This window comes from Bradyrhizobium sacchari, assembly GCF_002068095.1.
Taxonomy (GTDB): Bacteria; Pseudomonadota; Alphaproteobacteria; order Rhizobiales; family Xanthobacteraceae; genus Bradyrhizobium; species Bradyrhizobium sacchari.
On sequence record NZ_LWIG01000033.1, the window covers coordinates 409042 to 428429 of the forward strand.

At 64.4% G+C, this 19388-nt stretch carries 18 protein-coding genes; 8 read left to right on the forward strand and 10 right to left on the reverse strand.

Annotated elements, in window-relative coordinates; all coding sequences use genetic code 11:
- The first annotated feature begins 49 nt into the window (after window positions 1-49).
- The 4 genes from parE (at window position 50) to A5906_RS29980 (ending at window position 4578) form a co-directional block, all read left to right on the forward strand.
- The gene (gene parE, locus A5906_RS29965; RefSeq protein ID WP_080138792.1) at window positions 50-2095 is read left to right on the forward strand and encodes a DNA topoisomerase IV subunit B; all 2046 of its coding nucleotides are present in this window, start codon (window positions 50-52) and stop codon (window positions 2093-2095) included.
- A gap of 400 nt (window positions 2096-2495) precedes the next feature.
- Window positions 2496-3287: an outer membrane protein gene (locus A5906_RS29970; RefSeq protein WP_080138793.1), complete on the forward strand. Its 792-nt coding sequence runs from the start codon at window positions 2496-2498 to the stop codon at window positions 3285-3287.
- A 314-nt stretch (window positions 3288-3601) separates the two neighbouring features.
- Window positions 3602-3787, forward strand: coding sequence for a hypothetical protein (locus A5906_RS29975; RefSeq protein ID WP_018641722.1), 186 nt, complete (start codon window positions 3602-3604; stop codon window positions 3785-3787).
- 20 nt (window positions 3788-3807) lie between these two features.
- The gene (locus tag A5906_RS29980; protein WP_080138794.1) at window positions 3808-4578 is read left to right on the forward strand and encodes an SDR family NAD(P)-dependent oxidoreductase; all 771 of its coding nucleotides are present in this window, start codon (window positions 3808-3810) and stop codon (window positions 4576-4578) included.
- A 97-nt stretch (window positions 4579-4675) separates the two neighbouring features.
- Here the strand turns inward: A5906_RS29980 and A5906_RS29985 are convergent, their stop codons facing one another.
- Entirely contained in the window at window positions 4676-5437 is a 762-nt protein-coding gene (locus A5906_RS29985) for an outer membrane protein (RefSeq protein ID WP_080138795.1), read from the reverse strand.
- A gap of 178 nt (window positions 5438-5615) precedes the next feature.
- A complete protein-coding gene (locus tag A5906_RS29990; RefSeq protein ID WP_080138796.1) occupies window positions 5616-6851 on the reverse strand; it encodes an FAD-dependent oxidoreductase in 1236 nt (411 codons plus the stop codon).
- A gap of 119 nt (window positions 6852-6970) precedes the next feature.
- Between A5906_RS29990 and A5906_RS29995 the strand changes: the two genes are divergently transcribed.
- The gene (locus A5906_RS29995) at window positions 6971-7255 is read left to right on the forward strand and encodes a hypothetical protein (protein WP_080138797.1); all 285 of its coding nucleotides are present in this window, start codon (window positions 6971-6973) and stop codon (window positions 7253-7255) included.
- 133 nt (window positions 7256-7388) lie between these two features.
- On the opposite strand, the gene A5906_RS30000 is transcribed toward A5906_RS29995, so the two are convergent.
- Window positions 7389-8903 carry a caspase family protein gene (locus A5906_RS30000; protein ID WP_080138798.1) on the reverse strand — a complete coding sequence of 505 codons (1515 nt, stop codon included), beginning with the start codon at window positions 8901-8903 and terminating at the stop codon, window positions 7389-7391.
- 199 nt (window positions 8904-9102) lie between these two features.
- On the opposite strand from A5906_RS30000, the gene A5906_RS30005 reads away from it, so the two are divergent.
- The 3 genes from A5906_RS30005 to A5906_RS30015 all read left to right on the forward strand — a co-directional run bounded on the left by A5906_RS30005 (window position 9103) and on the right by A5906_RS30015 (window position 13108).
- Window positions 9103-10068: an AraC family transcriptional regulator gene (locus tag A5906_RS30005; RefSeq protein ID WP_080138799.1), complete on the forward strand. Its 966-nt coding sequence runs from the start codon at window positions 9103-9105 to the stop codon at window positions 10066-10068.
- A 300-nt stretch (window positions 10069-10368) separates the two neighbouring features.
- Window positions 10369-11877, forward strand: coding sequence for a DEAD/DEAH box helicase (locus A5906_RS30010; RefSeq protein WP_080138800.1), 1509 nt, complete (start codon window positions 10369-10371; stop codon window positions 11875-11877).
- 163 nt (window positions 11878-12040) lie between these two features.
- The gene (locus A5906_RS30015; protein WP_080138801.1) at window positions 12041-13108 is read left to right on the forward strand and encodes a GGDEF domain-containing protein; all 1068 of its coding nucleotides are present in this window, start codon (window positions 12041-12043) and stop codon (window positions 13106-13108) included.
- Window positions 13109-13204: 96 nt separating this feature from the next.
- On the opposite strand, the gene A5906_RS30020 is transcribed toward A5906_RS30015, so the two are convergent.
- The 7 genes from A5906_RS30020 to sufB form a co-directional block, all read right to left on the reverse strand.
- Window positions 13205-13639, reverse strand: coding sequence for a TfoX/Sxy family protein (locus A5906_RS30020; RefSeq protein ID WP_080138802.1), 435 nt, complete (start codon window positions 13637-13639; stop codon window positions 13205-13207).
- Between the two features lie 181 nt (window positions 13640-13820).
- On the reverse strand, window positions 13821-14219 hold the full coding sequence (locus tag A5906_RS30025; protein ID WP_080138803.1) for a HesB/IscA family protein: 399 nt from the start codon (window positions 14217-14219) through the stop codon (window positions 13821-13823).
- A gap of 64 nt (window positions 14220-14283) precedes the next feature.
- Window positions 14284-14655, reverse strand: coding sequence for an SUF system Fe-S cluster assembly protein (locus A5906_RS30030; RefSeq protein ID WP_063683732.1), 372 nt, complete (start codon window positions 14653-14655; stop codon window positions 14284-14286).
- Window positions 14652-15899 carry a cysteine desulfurase gene (locus A5906_RS30035; RefSeq protein ID WP_080138804.1) on the reverse strand — a complete coding sequence of 416 codons (1248 nt, stop codon included), beginning with the start codon at window positions 15897-15899 and terminating at the stop codon, window positions 14652-14654. Before A5906_RS30035 ends, A5906_RS30030 begins: the two co-directional genes overlap by 4 nt.
- Window positions 15896-17218, reverse strand: coding sequence for a Fe-S cluster assembly protein SufD (gene sufD / locus A5906_RS30040; protein WP_080138805.1), 1323 nt, complete (start codon window positions 17216-17218; stop codon window positions 15896-15898). The genes A5906_RS30035 and sufD overlap by 4 nt, the downstream gene beginning before the upstream one ends.
- A 12-nt stretch (window positions 17219-17230) precedes the next feature.
- Entirely contained in the window at window positions 17231-17980 is a 750-nt protein-coding gene (gene sufC, locus A5906_RS30045) for a Fe-S cluster assembly ATPase SufC (protein ID WP_080138806.1), read from the reverse strand.
- A 61-nt stretch (window positions 17981-18041) separates the two neighbouring features.
- Window positions 18042-19388 (reverse strand): Fe-S cluster assembly protein SufB (sufB, locus tag A5906_RS30050; RefSeq protein ID WP_080136157.1); only part of this gene is annotated, 1347 nt, incomplete at its 5' end.

The following is a 19388-nucleotide window of genomic DNA, read 5'->3' on the forward strand; positions in this document are numbered from 1 at the left end:
CCGCTGAACCGATTCGCCGCCCCCGCGGCCCCCAAGCACATCAAGATATATGTCCAAGCAGTTGAAGCCAAAAGCAAAAGACGACTTTTTCGGCGGCGATGAGCCGAAGCCCCGCGCAGCCGCCAAGGCGGCGCCGCGTGGTAGCGGCGGGGAAGCCGACTACACCGCGGCCGACATCGAGGTGCTCGAAGGCCTCGAACCGGTGCGGCGCCGGCCCGGCATGTATATCGGCGGAACCGACGAGAAGGCGCTGCACCACCTGTTCGCCGAAGTCATCGACAACTCGATGGATGAGGCACTCGCGGGCCACGCGACCTTCATCGGAGTTGAGCTCAGCGCCGACGGGTTCCTGACCGTCACCGACAACGGCCGCGGCATCCCCATCGATCCGCACCCGAAATTCCCGAAGAAGTCGGCGCTCGAAGTCATCATGTGCACGCTGCATTCGGGCGGCAAGTTCGACAGCAAGGTCTACGAGACCTCGGGCGGCCTGCACGGCGTCGGCATCTCCGTCGTCAACGCCCTCTCCTCGCGCCTCGAGGTCGAGGTCGCGCGCAGCCAGAAGCTCTATCGCATGAGCTTCGAGCGCGGCCATCCCAAGGGCAAGCTCGAGGATCTGGGCAAGGTCAACAACCGCCGCGGCACGCGCGTGCGCTTCAAGCCCGACACCGACATCTTCGGCGCCAAGGCCGCGTTCAAGCCGCAGCGCCTGTTCAAGATGACGCGCTCGAAGGCCTATCTGTTCGGCGGCGTCGAGATCCGCTGGAACTGCGCGCCCGAGCTGTTGAAGGGCGTCGAGGACGTGCCGGCGGAGGCGACGTTCCATTTCCCTGGCGGCCTGAAGGACTATCTCGCCGCGGCAATCCATGCCGACACGCTGGTGCACCCCGACATCTTCTCGGGCAAGTCGGGCCGCAACGGCGCGCACGGCGCCTGCGAATGGGCCGTGGCGTGGACCGCCGATGCCGACGGCTTCCTGTCGTCCTACACCAACACCGTGCCGACGCCGGACGGCGGCACGCACGAGTCCGGCCTGCGCAGTGCGCTGCTGCGCGGCCTGAAGGATCACGCCGAGCGCGTCGGCCAGGGCAAGCGTGCCGCCTCCGTCACCTCCGAAGACGTGATGGTGGGCGCGGCCGTGATGCTCTCGGTGTTCGTGCGCGAGCCCGAATTCCAGGGGCAGACCAAGGATCGCCTCGCCACCGCCGAAGCGCAGCGCATCGTCGAGCAGGCGATGAAGGATCCGTTCGACCATTGGCTGTCGGGCAATCCGAACATGGCGAACAGGCTGCTCGACTTCGTGATCGACCGCGCCGAGGAGCGCCTGCGCCGCCGCCAGGAGAAGGAGACGGCGCGCAAGACCGCCGGCAAGAAGCTGCGCCTGCCCGGCAAGCTCGCCGACTGCACCGATGCCGGCACCGAAGGCTCCGAGCTCTTCATCGTCGAGGGCGACTCGGCAGGCGGCAGCGCCAAGCAGGCGCGCGACCGCAAGACGCAAGCCGTGCTGCCGCTGCGCGGCAAGATCCTCAACGTCGCCTCCGCCGGCAAGGACAAGCTGACCGCGAACGCGCAGCTCTCCGACCTCGTGCAGGCGATCGGCTGCGGCCAGCTCCTGCACTATCGCGAAGAGGATCTGCGCTATCAGCGCATCATCATCATGACCGACGCCGACGTCGACGGCGCTCACATCGCATCGCTGTTGATCACCTTCTTCTACCGGCAGATGCCGCGGCTGATCGACGAGGGCCATCTTTTCCTCGCGGTGCCGCCGCTCTACAAGCTGACCCACGGCTCCAAGTCGGTCTACGCCCGCGACGACGCGCACAAGGAGGCTCTACTCAAAAGCGAGTTCAACGCCAACGCCAAGGTCGAGGTGAACCGCTTCAAAGGTCTCGGCGAGATGATGCCGGCGCAGCTCAAGGAAACCACCATGGATCCGAGCAAGCGGACGCTGCTCAAGGTGGTGCTGCTCGCCGACGACCGCGACACGACAGCGGATTCGGTGGAACGGCTGATGGGCACCAAGGCCGAAGCCCGCTTCGCCTTCATCTCGGACAAGGCGGAATTTGCTAGCGAGGAGCTGCTGGACGTCTGACGCCCGCGCGCTCCCGTCAAAAGGCCCCGGCTCCCGTCCGGGGCTTTTTTGATTTGGGGGGTATTGGCCACCGGCGAATCGTGCCGGGCGGCGACTGCGACTCGGCCAGCGAGTCAGCGGCACCAAGGCGAAGGCAGGACTGCCTGCATTTCGGACGAAACCGAATTTGCTAACGAAAGCTTACCTCGTCCCGCACTCCGATATTCCAGCAACACTTTGATTTTACGACTGTTTTCCGAAAGCCGGTGCAACCGCTCTCAAACCCCGCCGACCGGCGTTTTCCGGCGACTGTGCCTGCCCGGCAACAGCATTTCGGCAGGAAACGTCTATAGTCCGGGCATCAGATGACACGAACTTCAGTGCGCTCGCGCTGCTACAGACCAAGGTTGGGGATTTTATCATGAAGAAGATTGTGCTGGCTCTGACCGCGGTTGCGGCGATGACGGGTTCGGCTTCGGCGGCTGACCTCGCGGCCCGTCCTTACGTGAAGGCTCCGGTGGCTGCTCCGGTTGCCAGCTGGACCGGCTTCTACGTGTTCGGCGGCGGCGGCGGCGGTCTGTCGAACTCCGACCAGCGCATTCAGACCACGGCCACCGCGCTCCCGCTGACCATCGACCAGCGCCAGGGTGGCTCGGGCTGGTTCGGCACCGTCGGTCTCGGCTACGACTGGCAGTTCAGCGGCACCTGGGTCGCCGGCGTGTTCGCTGACGGTCAGTTCGGCAGCATCCGCAGCACCGTGCAGGATCCGATCTTCCCGACCGGCCCGATCACTGGTCGCCAGAAGCTGGAAGACTCCTGGGCCGCTGGTGTCCGCCTCGGCTGGCTGGTCGCTCCGAACGTTCTCTCCTACGTCAACGGCGGTTACTCCGGCGCCCACTTCGGCAGCACGACCTTCACGACCTTGGCCGGCACCCCGGCTGGCGTCCACATCAACGGCTACAACCGCAACGGCTGGTTCATCGGCGGCGGCGTCGAGAACAACCTGAACATCTTCGGCATCCAGTCCCCGGGCTGGTTCATGAAGACCGAGTATCGTTCGGCCTTCTACAACGCCAAGACTTCGGACATTCTGACCGACGGAACGAACGCTCTGACCACCCAGAGCATCCGCGCCAACAGCTGGAACCAGACGATCTCGACCTCGCTGGTCTACCGCTTCAACTGGACCGGTCCGGTCGTCGCCAAGTACTGAGCGACCGCGCACTGATCCGAACGCAAGTTCAGACGTCAAAGCCCCGGCATCGCCCGGGGCTTTTTCGTTGTTGAGGGCCGTCAGCGCTATGACCCTCGCCTTCAGCGACCGGCGCGCCCTTCGAAGCCGACTTTCGATCCTGCACCAGTCGTCATCGCTGATCATCTCGCCCGAGGCATCACGCTTCCCGCAGCCCTGCAGCCCGGCCCATTGTATCCGAGCCAAAGCAACGGCTAGTCTTGCGGCAAGCTTTCGGAACCGCGGCAATCGTTGATGCCGCAGACCCGACAGAATCAGACCAACGGGAGGAAAGCATGCGCAGATTTCTGCTAGTCGCAGGCCTGTTTGCGACCGCCGTCGGGCTGCTCTGGATCGGCCAAGGCACAGGCACGGTGCCCTGGCCGCGATCGAGCTTCATGGTCAACCAGTTGCAATGGGCCGGCTATGGCGCAGCCATGGCCGGCTTCGGACTGGTCCTGATCTGGCAGAGCAACCAATAGAAGAAACCAGGGAATACAGCATGACATCCAACCGCTTCGATCTTCGCGGCAAGGTCGCCGTCGTCACAGGAGGCAATGGCGGCATCGGACTTGGCCTCGCCCACGGACTTGCCGACGCCGGCGCCGATATCGCCGTGGTCGGACGCAACGAAACCAAGTCGGCCGCGGCCGTTGCCGATCTCGAGCAGCGGGGCGTGAAGGCGATTGCGGTTGCCACCGACGTGACCGACAGGGCGGCCGTCGCCGCCATGATCGACCGCGTCGTCAAGGAATTCGGCCGCATCGACATCCTCATCAACAATGCCGGCATGAGCATCCGCAAGCCGCCTCACGAGCTCGAGCTCGACGAGTGGAACAAGGTGATCGACACCAACCTCACCAGCGCCTTCGTGTGCTCGAAGCTCGCCTATCCAGCGCTGAAAGCGTCCGGCAACGGCAAGGTAATCAATATCGGCTCGATGATGTCGATCTTCGGCGCGAGCTTTGCGACCGCCTATGCAGCGAGCAAGGGCGGCATCGTGCAGTACACGCGCGCCTGCGCCAATGCCTGGGCCCCCGACAACATCCAGGTGAACGCCATCCTGCCGGGCTGGATCGACACCGACCTCACCCGAGGCGCGCGGCAGCAGGTGGCCGGATTGCACGAGCGCGTCCTGGCGCGCACACCTGCGGGCCGCTGGGGCGACATCGACGACTTCGCCGGCATCGCGGTGTTCCTCGCCTCGCCGGCGTCCAACTTCGTTACGGGCACCGCGATCCCGGTCGACGGCGGGTTTTCGGTGATGGCCTGAAGGGGCGCGTACGCTGCGCGCAAAAAGAAGCCCCGGCATGGCCGGGGCTTTGAATTTGGCAGTGATCGTCTTCTTTTGCTGATTGGTCGTTCGTTGCTCAGTAGCGCGCGATGACCGGCGCGTCGAACTTGTAGCTCGCGCGTACGACGGCCCACTGGATGTCGCGCGGCTTGGCATCGAAGGTGTAGTTACCCGAGAGGCCGCCGAGCTGATAGGTCTGGCTGCCGAAGGCCGCGTAATTGTATTCGAGGCCGACGATCCAGTTGCGGGTGACGCCGTATTCCCAGCCGGCGCCGACGGTCCAGCCATTGGCCCAGTGAGTCTGACCGCCGGTAGTCGTCACGACCGGGTCGGTGACCGAGAGCCGGTTGTTGACGCCCGCGTAGCCGCCCTTGATGTAGAAGAGGTTGTTCTGCACGGCAAAGCCGGCACGACCGACCACCGTCACCAGCACGTTGGCTCGCCAGGAGAACACGTCGTTCGCAGGGCCAAAGACGGTGTTCCTGAACGAACCCTGGTTGTCGAGGCCGGAGATCGTGCCTTCCATGCCGAACACGTAATTGTTCGCCTGCCAGTTGTAGCCGATCTGGGCACCGCCCATGACGCCCGAATTGCGCTGACGAAAGCCCTGGCCCGGGACGAGGTCGCCGAACGTCGAGAAGTTGCCGTTGTTGATGAACTGCTCATTGGTCCATGCGCCGCCGATGTGGCCGCCGACATAGAAACCGGTCCAGTTGAACAGCGGCTCGACATAGGCCGGCGCCTTCGTGTAGCGCGCACCGAGATCGGCGGCGGACGCAGCACCAGTCGAAACCAGAGCGGTCGTGCAGGCGAAGGCAGCAATCAACTTGTTACGCATGGTACACCCCGTGTCCTTTGATGGGCGCACGGTCACACGCAACCCTTACTCAAATTTGAATCAAGAAAGTTAAGACGCGGGATCGGCGATCCGCGCGCTTTGAATCCGCCCTCGCTGTTGCACGCGCGCAACGCGCCACGCGCGATTTAACGCCGCATTATCCCTACCGATTGCTCTGCTACGATGCCGCCGCGGCCTTCGACTGCACGTGCTCGGGCCGCACACCGAGCGCGATCAACCGCGCCGGGATGCCCTGGAGCCATGGCAGCGCGGTGATCAGGCGAACGATCAGCGGCACCTTCAGCGGCCGCTCGCCGCCCTGCAACGCGCCGCTGATGATGTTGTTCTGCACGACCACCTGCATGCGTTGCGTCATCCGCACCGGAAATTCGCGCCGGCGGCGTACGGCGTCGAGCTCATCCTCGGACGGACAGCCGCGCCCAAGCTTGTCCGCGAGCAGATTGGCGGTCGCCACCGCATCCTGTACGGCCAGATTGACGCCGACACCGCCGACCGGCGACATCGCATGGGCGGCATCGCCAATGAGCAGCAGGCCCGGCCGCGTCCAGCGCTTCAGGCGATTGATCGCGACGGTGAGCAGCTTGACGTCATCGAAGCTCTTCACGTCGGCAATGCCGGACCGGAGGACCGGCGCCATGCGCACGACGTCGTCGAGCAACGCCTGCAATCCCCTCGCCTTCACCGCATCATGCTGTCCCTTGGCGATGACATAGGCGCATTGCCAGTAGTCACCGCGATCGAAGGTGATCATCATCTTGCCGGGCTCGATGCGCGCAAACAGGTTCTCGGTTTCGTCAGCCTTGCGGCCGGCGCGGAACCACAGCACGTCCATCGGCGCGCCGATCTCCTCGACCTCGAGGCCGGCGCGCTCGCGCACCGTCGAATGCCGGCCGTCGCAGGCGACGGTGAGATCGGCCTCGATGTCGATGGCACCGTCCGGCGTCTTCGCCCGGACGCCGGCGATGGTGTCGCCGCGGCGGATCAGATCGACGGCCTCGGTGTTCATCATGACCTTGAGCGAGGCAAAGCGCCGGCCCGCCTCGCGCAGGAAATTGAGGAAGTCCCATTGCGGCATGAAGGCGATGAACGGGTACTTGGTGTGCAGCCGGCTGAGATCGGCGATCCGCACCGGCGTACCGCCGAACAGTCCATCCATCTTCTGCAACCGCTGATGCGGCAGCTCTAGGAACCCGTCGATCAGGCCGAGCTCATCCATCACCTGAAGCGTCGAGGGATGCACGGTGTCGCCGCGAAAGTCCCGAAAGAAATCCGCATGCCTCTCCAGCACGACGACGTCGATGCCGGCGCGCCCGAGCAGATAGCCGAGCATCATGCCGGCCGGACCGCCGCCGACGATGCAACACCGCACTTTTACGGAGGAACTCGGGTTCAAGGGCCGCCCTCATTTACGAGTTAAGCTTTCTGTGCAGTGCAGCAAGCAAGTTTAATTTGCCGCGGTTGCGAATGCCCGTTAGCGTTTCTGCAAAATTCGATTTGCTTCAGGAAATTGCAGTGCAGACGATCCTTATACTGCTCGGCGTCTGGATCCTGATCAACGTGCTTTTCGTCGTGGTCATGATCCCGCCCCGCAAGCCGCGGACCCCCGATCCGGGCCCGACCGGTACGCTTGCGCCGGTGCCCATTAACCAGAACGGCTACCCATTCGAGGAGCAGGAAAAGCTCCTGCTGCGCCACGTCGTCATCTCGATTGCGATGGGCGCATTCTTCTCGCTGACGCCTCCGTTGATCGAGGCCTTCGAGTCCATCAAGCGCTTCATCCGGAGGCGGCGCGCCTAAAGCGCGATGAAATTGCGATCAATCGTCATCGCGCTGTATGTTATTGCTTGAGCATGATCTTTTCGGAAAACCGCTTCGCACGTTTCCGGATCACACTCTAGCGGACGTGCCCTCGACACGTCCCCCTGAATGATCAATTGTTGCTGCGGTTCGCGCTGCGAAAGCTCTTGATCTCCGAGACGCTGCCGTCGCGATAGGTCAGCTCCACCGAGACGAACTGCGTGGCCGGTGCCAGCTTCATGTAGAGCGGCATGCCGGCGCTGATCGCGCTGGGGTCACGCATGTCGCAATTCGGCATCTTCAGCACCTGATTGGGCACGGCGGTGTCGATGCCGATGCGCACTTCGCGGATGGCGCAGCGATACGACACGAGGTGCGTGTAATAGACCAGCAGGCCGTTGAACTCGCGGAATGACAGCCAGCTCGTCGAGGTCATGTCGAGGATCTTGCGCTGGTCGCGGATCAGTGCGGCCTCGGGATCGAACCTGATCGGGAACGGACCCTGCATGTCGCCCGACTGGTCGACGTAGCGGACCTCGATGGTGCCGGCTTGCGCATCCGGCGGCAGTTCGATCGACGGGTTCGGCATCCGCTTGCGCGTGCGCGGATCGAGCGTGTCGATGAATCCGGTCTCGCGGAAATCGCCCTTACCTGCCATACGCCAGGAAATACCGAGCGTCGGGTCGGCGAAGGAGAACACCACGCTCCAGCCGCCATTGTGGCGCGAAAAGCTCGCGATCGGCGCGTTGGTGGTTTCCTCCTTCGGCACGCGCGGGACAGAGACCGGCGGCAGCGCCGCGAGCTTCTGCGCCGGCGGATCGGCCGGGCGCGCGGCGGCGTCTTTCGTGATGCCGCTCAGGAAGACGTCGTCGACCATCTGGTCGAAATAGACCGGCACCTGGCGGTGCTTGACGGTGTCGGCCATTTCGCTGACGAGCCGGCGGGTGCGCTGGGCCACCTGCACGAGGTTCTCGCCGGGCTGCAGCAGCTCCCTGGCGAAGGTGCGCGTGAACACCGAATTGGGATTGGCGTCGTCGTTGGAGAGGCGATCGAGCGCGGTCTGGCGGGGACCGGCCGAGAACACCGAGAACACGCCCTCAGGCAGTTGAACCATCGGCGCAAGCCCGCCGCCGCCGGCGACCGCGCGCGTGCCGGCGCGCTCGAACGGATTGTTGCGACAGGCATCGAACACCAGGATGGAGGTCCGCGCCTTCTTGTTCTGGAGGCGCTCGACAATGCGGTCGGCCAGGATCGAGGCGTCGCGCACCAGCTCTTCCTGCCCTTCGGTCGCCGCCGGCACGTCGGTCGGCAGCAGATAGTTCTGGCCCGCGATCTCGAAGCCGTGACCGGCGTAGAAGAAGAACGCGGTGTCGCCGGGCTCGATCGTCCGGTCGAAGGCAAGCAACGTCTCGGAGAATTGCTGGCGGTTCTGGTTCTCGGCGACCATCACCTGGAAGCCGAGCTGCTTCAGCGTATCGCCCATGGTGCGGGCGTCGTTGACGGCCTTGAGCAGCTTGGGAACGTTCCTGTAATCGTTGTTGCCGACGACCAGCGCGACGCGCTTCTCGGCCTGCGCGGGAGCTGCCAGGCCGCTCAAGCTCAACGCGAGGCCGAGGGCTGCAAAAATTCTGAAAAGCCGACGCGTCATCGAAAAAACCCGTTGCAGAATGGCCCATGACGGCTCCCCTCGAACGGTCGTTCATTGGAGCCTTCCCCGTTGATGTGATAGTCGGCCCAGCCATATCGGGGGTTCAACCCATCCAGGTTCGGGTTCCATCATCTCGCTATGGCAGATTCCCGCGGAATCTGCTTTTTCTTGGGCAATTGCGCTGCAAGCGGGGGCTGCCGTGTATCGCTGGTGTACGGACGAGGTGGAGCCGCATGACCGCTTCGACTATTGGCGCGAAGTCCGGTCCAAGGGCCTGTTCGGCGTCACCGCCGAGCTCGAGCGCGAGCGACGGACGGACTTCTACGGTGAATTCTCGCTCCGCCAGCTCGGCGGCGCCGGCCTCGTCGAGCTGAAGGCCTCTCCCTACACGGTCGAGCGCAGCACCTCCGACATCGCCTACGCGCCCAGCGACAGCATCTGCGTCTACCAGCAGCTCGGCAGCGGCGGCTGGTTCGGCGGCATGCGCGGAAGCGACTTTTCGATCGCCAATGGCAGCTTCGCCACCAGCCATACTGACCTGCCCTACCGCACCACGCCGCTCGGCGCCGGCGGCTTCCACCTGCGCATCCTGAAGGTCCCGGTGAGCTCCCTCCCCACGCAGGACAAGCGGGTGCGCGAGCTTGTGCCCCGGACCTTCGGCGATCCTACCCTCACGCCGCTGCTGAGTGCGTGCTTTGCCGATCTCGGCAAAGCCGCGGTGGACGCCGAGGGGGCGCTGGATGCGGCCTCCCTCGTCCAGGCTCTCGCGCATCTGGCGCTGATCGAGCGTGGCATCGTGCGGCCCGGCAGCCGGCTTGGACAGGCCGCGCTGCGGACCGCCCGCCTGTCGCAGGCGCGACACCTGATCTCGCGCCATTTGCAGGACCCGGCTCTCGACCCGGCGATGGTGGCCGGCCAGCTCGGCGTGTCCGTCCGGCACCTGCACATGCTGTTCGAGGCCGCCGAGAAGAGTTTTTCGCTGACCGTGACCGACGAGCGCCTCAAGCAGAGCCGCCGCCTGATGCTTGAGGCGCCGGAACGGCGGATCGCCGACATCGCGGCCTCCTGCGGTTTCGAGAGCCTTGCGACCTACTACCGGGTCTTCAACGCCGCCTACGGCATGGCCCCCGGCGACTTCCGGACCCAGGGGTCCGAAGGGCATTAGCCGGTCCCCCGGGCGACCCGTGCCCGCGCATGGCGGGGGCGGAAAACCCCAGCCGCGCCCGGGATTTGGCTAAAAACCTCAGGTTTTTTAGGGCCTTCCCGCGCCTGCTCCATTGACTTTGGCCAATTCCTGCCTATGTTCCGGTGCGACGCAGCTCGGATCGAAGAGCGATTCCTGAGCCTTGCGCTTTGTTCGCGTGAGTCAGCACCCCCAGCTTCCTAGAGAGCGCGCCGTTTCGGGGTGGAACGCGACCAGCCTTATTACCCTCGATTCCGAACGGCGGTTTCGACCAGAGGCTCAATGTCCTTTTCAAATCTCGGACTGTCCGAAAAAGTCCTCGCCGCAGTGGCGGCCACCGGTTACACCAACCCCACCCCCATTCAGGAACAGGCGATCCCCCACGTCCTCGCGCGCAAGGACGTGCTCGGCATCGCCCAGACCGGCACCGGCAAGACCGCGGCCTTCGTGCTGCCGATGCTCACCATCCTCGAAAAGGGCCGCGCCCGGGCGCGCATGCCGCGCACGTTGATCCTGGAGCCGACCCGCGAGCTCGCGGCACAGGTGAAGGAAAACTTCGACCGCTACGGCGCTGGCCAGAAACTCAACGTCGCCCTCCTGATCGGCGGCGTCTCCTTCGGCGACCAGGACGCCAAGCTGATGCGCGGCGTCGACGTGCTCATCGCAACCCCGGGCCGCCTGCTCGACCATACCGAACGCGGCGGCCTCCTGCTCACCGGCGTCGAGCTGCTCGTGATCGACGAGGCCGACCGCATGCTGGACATGGGCTTCATTCCCGACATCGAGCGCATCTGCAAGCTCGTCCCCTTCACCCGCCAGACCCTGTTCTTCACCGCAACCATGCCGCCGGAAATCCGGCGCATCACCGAAGCCTTCCTGCACAATCCGCAGAAGGTCGAAGTCTCCCGCCCCGCCACCACCGCCGTCACCGTCACGCAGGCCCAGGTGCCCGCCGGACGCGAAGCGCACGAGAAGCGCGAATTGCTTCGCCGCCTGCTGCGCGAGGCCAAGGACCTCAAGAATGCGATCATCTTCTGCAATCGCAAGCGCGAGGTCGCGATCGTTCACAAATCGCTCCAGAAGCACGGCTTCAGCGTCGGCGCACTACATGGCGACATGGACCAGCCGGCCCGCATGGCCGCGCTCGACCAGTTCCGCAAGGGCGAGCTGCCGCTCCTCGTCGCCTCTGACGTCGCCGCGCGCGGCCTCGACATTCCCGAGGTCAGCCACGTCTTCAATTTCGACGTTCCCCACCACGCCGATGACTACGTCCACCGCATCGGCCGCACCGGCCGCGCCGGCCGCACCGGCACCGCGATCTCGATCGTGACGCCGCTCGACCAGAAGTCGATGGCGGCGATCGAGAAGCTGATCGGCCAGAGCATTCCGCGCGCCGAGGGCGACTACGAAGTCCACACTGAGGCCTCCGATACGGCCGAGCGTCCGCGCGAGCAGCGCGGCCGTGAGCGTTCACGTGGAGGGCGCGGCAAGCCGCAGCGCGGCGAGCGGCGCGGTCACGACCGTGAGCGCAGCCACGAGCCGCGCGAGGCGCGTGGCGATCCAAGACATTCTTCTGAAGCAAGACATTCTTCCGAAGCACGGCACGCGTCCGACGGAAAGCGCGCGTCAGAGCCGCGTCACGCCTCCCGCCCGCAGGCCAATACCTCGCATGTGCCGTCGATCGGCCGTCCCGAGCCGCGCCGCCAGCGCGAGGCCGACACCGAGCCGGGCGATCATTCGCACCTGCCGGCGTTCCTGTTGCGGCCGGTTCGCTCCCCCGCCGGCGCCTGAAGCGCGATACGCTTCAGGCTGGTTGAAACAGGCTGCTGCACACTTTTTCAGACGCATTCGTGAACGTATATTTACGGGGTGTTCACGATCGTCCATTAGCCTGCGAACATAATTTAAGCATTGCTGCGGTCGACGGCGCTCCGACCGCTGTGGGGTATGTTCTGTGGTCAAGGTTCTCGACGAACACGAACGCACGATGGCGTTCGCCGAAGTGGCGCTCGGTCAGATCCGATCGCTTCGACAGACTGCAATTCCCCGCAATTACGAGATCTGGTACGTCTACGCCACCGGCTACAACGCACCGCTCAACAAGATCATCAACGAGACGCTGGCTCGTCACGGCAAGCTGACCGAAGCCGATCTCGAGCAGATCTACGAGACCTATCTCTCACACATCAAGACCACCGACCGCATCGACAAGGTCGGCGCGCGCGTCATCGGCGAGATCGACGACGTGATGCGCGTCCTGGGCGATGCGCTCGGGATGACCGGCTCCTACGATGCCAGCCTGTCGGGCGCCTCCGAAAAGCTGGCGTCGGCCAAGAGCCGCGACCAGATCAAGGCGATCGTCGAGACGCTGCTGCGTTCGACCAGCGAGATGCGCGAGACCAACAAGGCGCTGGAGGACCGGCTGACGCTGTCGAAGAACGAGATCAGCAATCTCCAGCAGAGCCTCGAGGCGATCCGCGCCGAGAGTCTGACCGACCCGCTCACCGGCCTCGGCAACCGCAAATATTTCGACCGCATGATCGGCATGGCCGTGCAGAGCGCACTCGCCTCGGGCGAGCCGCTCTCGCTGCTGCTGTTCGACATCGATCACTTCAAGTCGTTCAACGATTCCTACGGCCATCTCACCGGCGACCAGGTGCTGCGGCTCGTCGGCCTGTCGCTGAAGCAGACCATCAAGGGCCAGGACATCACCGCCCGTTACGGCGGCGAGGAGTTCGCGGTGGTGCTGCCCAACACCGCGCTGCGCCAGGCCCTCACCGTCGCTGATCACATCCGCCGCGCAGTGATGGCGAAGGAATTGAAGAAGAAGTCGACCGGCGAGATTCTTGGCCGCGTCACCATCTCCGTCGGCGTCTCCATGCTCAAGCCGGGCGACGACACCGACGCATTGATCGAACGTGCGGACGCCTGCCTCTACGCCGCCAAGCGCAACGGCCGCAACCGCGTGATCTGCGAAGCCGATCCCGAATTCGCGATCGAGAGCCATAGCCGGGTGGCGTAGACTTTCATCAACTGCCCTAGGGTGAGCAAAGGCGCAAAGCGCCGTGCCCACCAGCAATGCTGCGACATTGGTGGGCACGCTTCGCTTTGCCCAACCCTACAGCACCGTCTTCTTGGTCGCTTTCTTGGCCGGACGCTTCGTCTTGGCAGCGAGTTTCTTCGCCGCCGCCTTTTTCGCAGGCTTTTTCGCCGCCGCCTTCCTCGGCCGCTTCTTCACCCTGGCGCGCTGCGCGGCGGCGAGTGCCGCCCTCGCCCATTGTGCGAGCTCCGTGGAATCGTCGAACAGGCGTGCGGGCAGCTCCCAGTAGGAGTTGACCACCACGGTCTTGGCGCGGGTCGAATATTGAAACGGTTTTGAGCCTTCCGCCTCAAAGTCCGGGATCGTCAACTCGTCGGCACGCAAGAACAGGCCGGCGCGCAGCGACAGCGCGAAGTTGATGCCATCGGCTGAGACGCCGTAGCCGGAAAACATTTTTCGGATGGTGACGGGGCCGAAATCGGCGAACAGGTCGATCAGGAATTCGCGGTCCATGCGCACGCTCTCTCCCACCGTCGTCCAGGCGAACGCCAGGACCCATTATCCCGGGGAGGAGTTTAGCGAAAACTGCCCGTCGTACCAGCGTCGATACTGAGCCGCCCATCACCGCGAGATCACGCGGTATGGATCCTGGCGTTCGCCAGGGCGATGGCTGATTAAAACGCGAAAGCCGGGCTTACCCGTCGATCTTGGCCGGACGCAGTTCGACCGACTCGCCGCAGCCGCAGGCGGAGACCTGGTTGGGGTTGTTGAAGACGAACTGGGCCTGCATCTTGTCGGCCTTATAGTCCATCTCGGTGCCGAGCAGGAAGAGCACGGCCTTGGGATCGACCAGGATCTTGACGCCCTTGTCCTCGACGACCTCGTCGGTCGGGCGGATCTCGTGGGCGTATTCGACCGTGTAGGACTGGCCGGCGCAGCCGCCGTTCTTCACGCCGACGCGCAAGCCCACAATCTCCGAGTCCGCGCGCTGGGTCAGCTCGGTGATGCGCTGGGCAGCGGCATCCGTCAGCCGCATCACCTGCGGGCGCGGCCGCCGCGGCTTCGGAGTGGATGCTGGTGTTGCCTGTGTCATGTCAGTGATGTGGTCCGTTACGGCGCGAATTCAATGCCAGGGGGTCAAAGCAAGAGTGTACGCGTCACCACATGTTGAGCACGAGGCGGGCCTCGTCGCTCATGCGCTCGGGCGACCACGGTGGCTCCCAGACCACCTTGACGTCGACCACGCCGACGCCGGGGACGCTCGCGACCGCGTTCTCGACCATGGTCGGCAGCTCGCCGGCGGCCGGACAGTTCGGCGTCGTCAGCGTCATCTGGACGTCGACGGAGCGGTCGTCCTTGATCTCGACCTTGTAGATGAGGCCGAGCTCGTAGATGTCGGCCGGGATTTCCGGGTCGAACACGGTCTTCAGCCCGGCAATGATCTCAGTGGTGAGACGCTCGGTCTCCTCCGGCGGCAGCGCCGAATGGGTCTCCATCGGATTGGCTTTGATTTCGGCCGTGTCACTCATGCGAACAAATCCCGCGCCTTCAGCAGCGCCTGTGCCAGATGATCGACTTCTTCCCGCGTATTATACATGCCGAACGAGGCCCGGCAGGTGGCCGTCACATTGAACCGCTCTAAAAGCGGCATGACGCAGTGGGTGCCGGCGCGGACCGCGATGCCCTGGCGGTCGATCACGGTGGCGACGTCGTGGGCATGCGCGCCCTTGAGCTCGAACGAGATCACCGGGCCCTTGCCGCGCGCCGTGCCGATCAGCCGCAGCGAGTTGATCTCGCGCAGCTTCTCCTGGGCGTAGGCCGTCAGGTCGGCCTCGTGCGCGGCAATGCGCTCCTTGCCGATCGAATTGACGTAGTCGATGGCGGCGCCAAGACCCACGGCCTCGACGATCGCGGGCGTGCCCGCCTCGAACTTGTGCGGGGGATCGCCATAGGTGACGACCTCGCGGGAGACCTCGCGGATCATCTCGCCGCCGCCGTTGAAGGGGCGCATCGCGACGAGTTGGTCGTACTTGGCCCAGAGCACGCCGATGCCGGTCGGACCATAGACCTTGTGGCCGGTGAAGACGTAGAAGTCGCAGCCGATGTCCTGGACGTCCACCGGCAGATGCACGGCGCCCTGGCTGCCGTCCACCAGCACCGGGATGCCGCGGGCATGGGCGATCCTGACGACGTCCTTGACCGGCACGATGGTGCCGAGCGCGTTCGACATCTGCGTGATCGCGACCAGCTTGGTCTTCGCCGTCAGCAGCTTCTCGAACTCATCGATCAGGAAATTGCCCTCGTCGTCGACCGGGGCCCATTTGATCACGGCACCCTGGCGTTCCCGCAGGAAATGCCACGGCACGATGTTGGAGTGGTGCTCCATGATCGAGATGACGATCTCGTCGCCGTCCCGGATGTTCGGGCCACCCCACGACGACGCCACCAGATTGATCGCCTCGGTCGCGTTGCGGGTAAAGATCACTTCCTCAGTGCGCGAGGCATTGATGAACTGCGCCACCTTGGCGCGGCCGCCCTCATAGGCTTCCGTCGCAGCGTTCGCCAGGTAGTGCAGGCCGCGATGCACGTTGGCATATTCGCTCGTATAGGCCTGCGTCATGCGGTCGAGCACGGCACTCGGCTTCTGCGCCGACGCGGCGTTGTCGAGATAGACCAGCGGTTTGCCATAGACCTGCATGGCGAGCGCCGGAAAGTCCTGGCGCACGCGCGCGACGTCATAGGCACCGTTCTTGACCGCGGGATGCGTGCTCATGACCGACGCTCCAGCCAGCGCTCGGCGATGCCGATCACGTGCTCACGCAGATTGTCGTCGGCGATCTGCTCGATCGCCTCACCGACAAAGGCCTGGATCAGCAGCGCCTGGGCCTGCTTCTCCGGCAAGCCGCGCGCCTTCAGATAGAACAAGAGGCTGTCGTCCAGCGCGCCGGCGGTGGCGCCGTGGCCGCAGGAAACGTCGTCGGCGAAGATTTCCAGCTCGGGCTTGTTGTCCGCCTCGGCTTCGTCCGAGAGCAGCAGCGCACGGGTCATCATCTTGCCGTCGGTCTTCTGCGCGTCGGGGCGGACGATGATACGGCCCTGGAACACCGAATGGGCGCGATCGTCGATCACCGCGCGAAAAGTCTCGCGGCTGACGCAGTTCGGCACGGCATGGTCGACGACAAGCGTGGTGTCGCCATGCTCGGTCTTCTGCAGCAGGTTCACGCCATTGGCCGAGAGCTCGCTGCCCTCGCCCGCCAGCGTGATGAAGCCCTGCAGGCGGCTGACGGCAGCGCCGGTGGTCATGTTGAAGAAGTTCAGCTTGGTATTGGCACCGACGGTAACGAACTGCGAGGTGACGTTCACCGCATCAGGCGCATCGTCCATCAGACGGATATGCGCAACGTCGGCGTCATCGCCGATCCAGAGGACCACCGCATCGTTGACCTGGTAGCCACTCGCCTTTCCGGCTGCGACGAAGCTCTCGACGATCGTGGCGCGCACGCCCTTGCCAATCCGCAGATGCGAACGGGTGAACGCGGACGCACCAGCCGCCGTCGCGACATGAATGACCTGGATCGGCGCGGACAAGTGGGTGCCGTCGGCCACCGAGACCACCACGCCATCCGTCGCCATCGCCGCATTGAGCGAGATCACCGCATCGATCGCGGCGGTTTGGAGGAGATCGCCGGCGGCGTGATTGGCCTCGTTCGCCAGGACCTCGCGCACCGTCTTGACGCTCACCTCGGACGCGAGTGTCTTCACGTCGGAGAGATCGGCCACGAACACACCGTCGACCAGCACCAGCTTGCGGGCGCCAGCGATCGCATGCGCCTTCACGGCTTCCGCAGCGCGCTTCAGCGCGGCCGCATCGGGCGCCGCTGCCAGCGGCAGTACCTCGCCGACCAGCGCGCGCAGATCGGTGTATTTCCACTCCTCGATCCGGCGGTGCGGCAGGCCGAGACGCTCATAGGTCTCGAATGCCTCCCGGCGCACTGCTCCCACGGCCGACGAACCCGGCAAGCGGCCTTCGGCGCTGGCGAAGAGATCGCTCACCGCGCGGCCGTTCCCGGTCTTTGCCACAGCAACGTTCATCTCCAAAAATCCTTACGCGTCCTCGAACTGGGCGTAGCCGGACGCCTCCAGCTCCAGCGCCAGATCCTTAGCGCCGCTCTTCACGACCCGACCGCGCGACATCACGTGCACGAAATCAGGCACGATGTAGTTCAGCAGCCGCTGATAGTGGGTGATGACGACCATCGCGCGCTTGGGCGAGCGCAGTGCGTTGACGCCGTCGGCCGCAATGCGAAGCGCGTCGATGTCGAGGCCGGAATCCATCTCGTCGAGGATGCACAGGCTCGGCTCGAACAGCGCCATCTGCAGCACCTCGTTGCGCTTCTTCTCGCCGCCGGAGAAGCCGACATTGACGCCGCGCTTGAGCATGTCCTGCGGAATGTTCAGCGACTTCGAGACCTCGCGGACCTTCTTCAGGAAGTCGGGGGTCGAATATTCACCCTCGCCGCGCGCCTTACGCTGCGCGTTCAGCGCGGTACGCAGGAACGTCATGGTGGCGACGCCGGGGATCTCGACCGGATACTGGAACGCCAGGAACACGCCCTTGGCGGCGCGCTCGTCCGGGTCCATCTCCAGGAGGTCCTCGCCCTTGAACAGGATCTGGCCGTCGGTGACCTCGTAGCCGGGCTTGCCGGCAATGACGTGTGAGAGCGTCGACTTGCCGGAGCCGTTCGGCCCCATGATCGCGTGCACCTCGCCCTCGTTCACGGTCAGCGTCAGCCCGTGGAGGATCTCACGCTCCTCGACACGAACCTTGAGGTCTTTTACTTCAAGCAAAGCCATCTTGGTATCCAGTCTATTCAATTGATGTTGGAGCGCGAGGTGCGCACCGCGAGGATCGGTGTTAACCGACCGACCCTTCGAGCGAGATCGAGATCAGCTTCTGCGCTTCCACCGCGAATTCCATCGGCAGCTGCTGCAGCACGTCCTTGACGAAGCCGTTGACGACGAGGCCGACAGCCTCTTCCTGGCTGAGGCCACGCTGGATGCAGTAGAACAGGACGTCCTCGGAGATCTTCGAGGTCGTCGCCTCATGCTCGAACGTCGCGGACGAGTTCTTCGCCTCGATGTACGGCACGGTGTGCGCGCCGCATTTGTCGCCGATCAGCAAGGAATCGCAGGCGGTGAAGTTGCGTGCCCCGGTGGCTTTCCGGTGCGCCGTGACGAGACCGCGATAGGTGTTCTGCGACTTGCCGGCGGCGATGCCCTTGGAGATGATGCGGCTCGACGTGTTCTTGCCGAGATGGATCATCTTGGTGCCGCTATCGACCTGCTGGAAGCCGTTCGAGATCGCGATCGAGTAGAACTCGCCGCGGGAGTTGTCGCCACGCAGGATGCAGCTCGGATATTTCCAGGTGATTGCCGAACCCGTCTCGACCTGGGTCCAGGAGATCTTGGAGTTGGCGCCGCGGCAGTCGCCACGCTTGGTGACGAAATTGTAGATGCCGCCCTTGCCTTCCGAATTGCCGGGATACCAGTTCTGCACCGTCGAATATTTGATCTCGGCATCGTCATGCGCGACGAGCTCGACCACGGCCGCGTGCAGCTGATTCTCGTCGCGCTGCGGCGCTGTGCAGCCCTCGAGATAGGAGACGTAGGAGCCCTTGTCGGCGATGATCAGCGTGCGCTCGAACTGGCCGGTGTTGCGCTCGTTGATGCGGAAATAGGTCGACAGCTCCATCGGGCAGCGCACGCCCGGCGGCACGTAGACGAACGAGCCGTCCGAGAACACCGCCGAGTTCAGCGTCGCGTAGAAATTGTCCGAAGTCGGAACCACCGAGCCGAGATACTTCTGCACCAGCTCAGGGTGCTCGCGGATCGCCTCCGAGATCGGCATGAAGATCACGCCGGCCTTCTTCAGCTCCGCCTTGAACGTGGTCGCAACCGAGACCGAATCGAAGACAGCATCGACCGCGATCTTGCGGCGCGCCGGATCTTCCTCGCCCACCTTCGGCTCGACGCCTTCGAGCATGGCGACTTCCCGCAAGGGAATGCCGAGCTTCTCGTAGGTCTTCAGGATCTCCGGATCGATCTCGTCGAGCGAGGAGACCGCCTTCTTCGGCTTCGGCGCCGCGTAATAATAGAGATCCTGGAAGTCGATCTTGGGATAGTCGACACGGGCCCAGGTCGGCTCGGTCATGGTCAGCCAGCGCCGATAGGCCTCAAGCCGCCACTGGAGCATCCAGTCGGG

What these genes read in the sequence shown, in the direction of transcription:
- parE (WP_080138792.1), top strand. Translation starts at nt 50, where the DNA reads ATGTCCAAGCAGTTGAAGCCAAAAGCAAAAGACGACTTTTTCGGCGGC.
- A5906_RS29970 (WP_080138793.1), top strand. Translation starts at nt 2,496, where the DNA reads ATGAAGAAGATTGTGCTGGCTCTGACCGCGGTTGCGGCGATGACGGGT.
- A5906_RS29975 (WP_018641722.1), top strand. Translation starts at nt 3,602, where the DNA reads ATGCGCAGATTTCTGCTAGTCGCAGGCCTGTTTGCGACCGCCGTCGGG.
- A5906_RS29980 (WP_080138794.1), top strand. Translation starts at nt 3,808, where the DNA reads ATGACATCCAACCGCTTCGATCTTCGCGGCAAGGTCGCCGTCGTCACA.
- A5906_RS29985 (WP_080138795.1), bottom strand. Translation starts at nt 5,437, where the DNA reads ATGCGTAACAAGTTGATTGCTGCCTTCGCCTGCACGACCGCTCTGGTT.
- A5906_RS30000 (WP_080138798.1), bottom strand. Translation starts at nt 8,903, where the DNA reads ATGACGCGTCGGCTTTTCAGAATTTTTGCAGCCCTCGGCCTCGCGTTG.
- A5906_RS30010 (WP_080138800.1), top strand. Translation starts at nt 10,369, where the DNA reads ATGTCCTTTTCAAATCTCGGACTGTCCGAAAAAGTCCTCGCCGCAGTG.
- A5906_RS30020 (WP_080138802.1), bottom strand. Translation starts at nt 13,639, where the DNA reads ATGGACCGCGAATTCCTGATCGACCTGTTCGCCGATTTCGGCCCCGTC.
- A5906_RS30025 (WP_080138803.1), bottom strand. Translation starts at nt 14,219, where the DNA reads ATGACACAGGCAACACCAGCATCCACTCCGAAGCCGCGGCGGCCGCGC.
- A5906_RS30030 (WP_063683732.1), bottom strand. Translation starts at nt 14,655, where the DNA reads ATGAGTGACACGGCCGAAATCAAAGCCAATCCGATGGAGACCCATTCG.
- A5906_RS30035 (WP_080138804.1), bottom strand. Translation starts at nt 15,899, where the DNA reads ATGAGCACGCATCCCGCGGTCAAGAACGGTGCCTATGACGTCGCGCGC.
- sufD (WP_080138805.1), bottom strand. Translation starts at nt 17,218, where the DNA reads ATGAACGTTGCTGTGGCAAAGACCGGGAACGGCCGCGCGGTGAGCGAT.
- sufC (WP_080138806.1), bottom strand. Translation starts at nt 17,980, where the DNA reads ATGGCTTTGCTTGAAGTAAAAGACCTCAAGGTTCGTGTCGAGGAGCGT.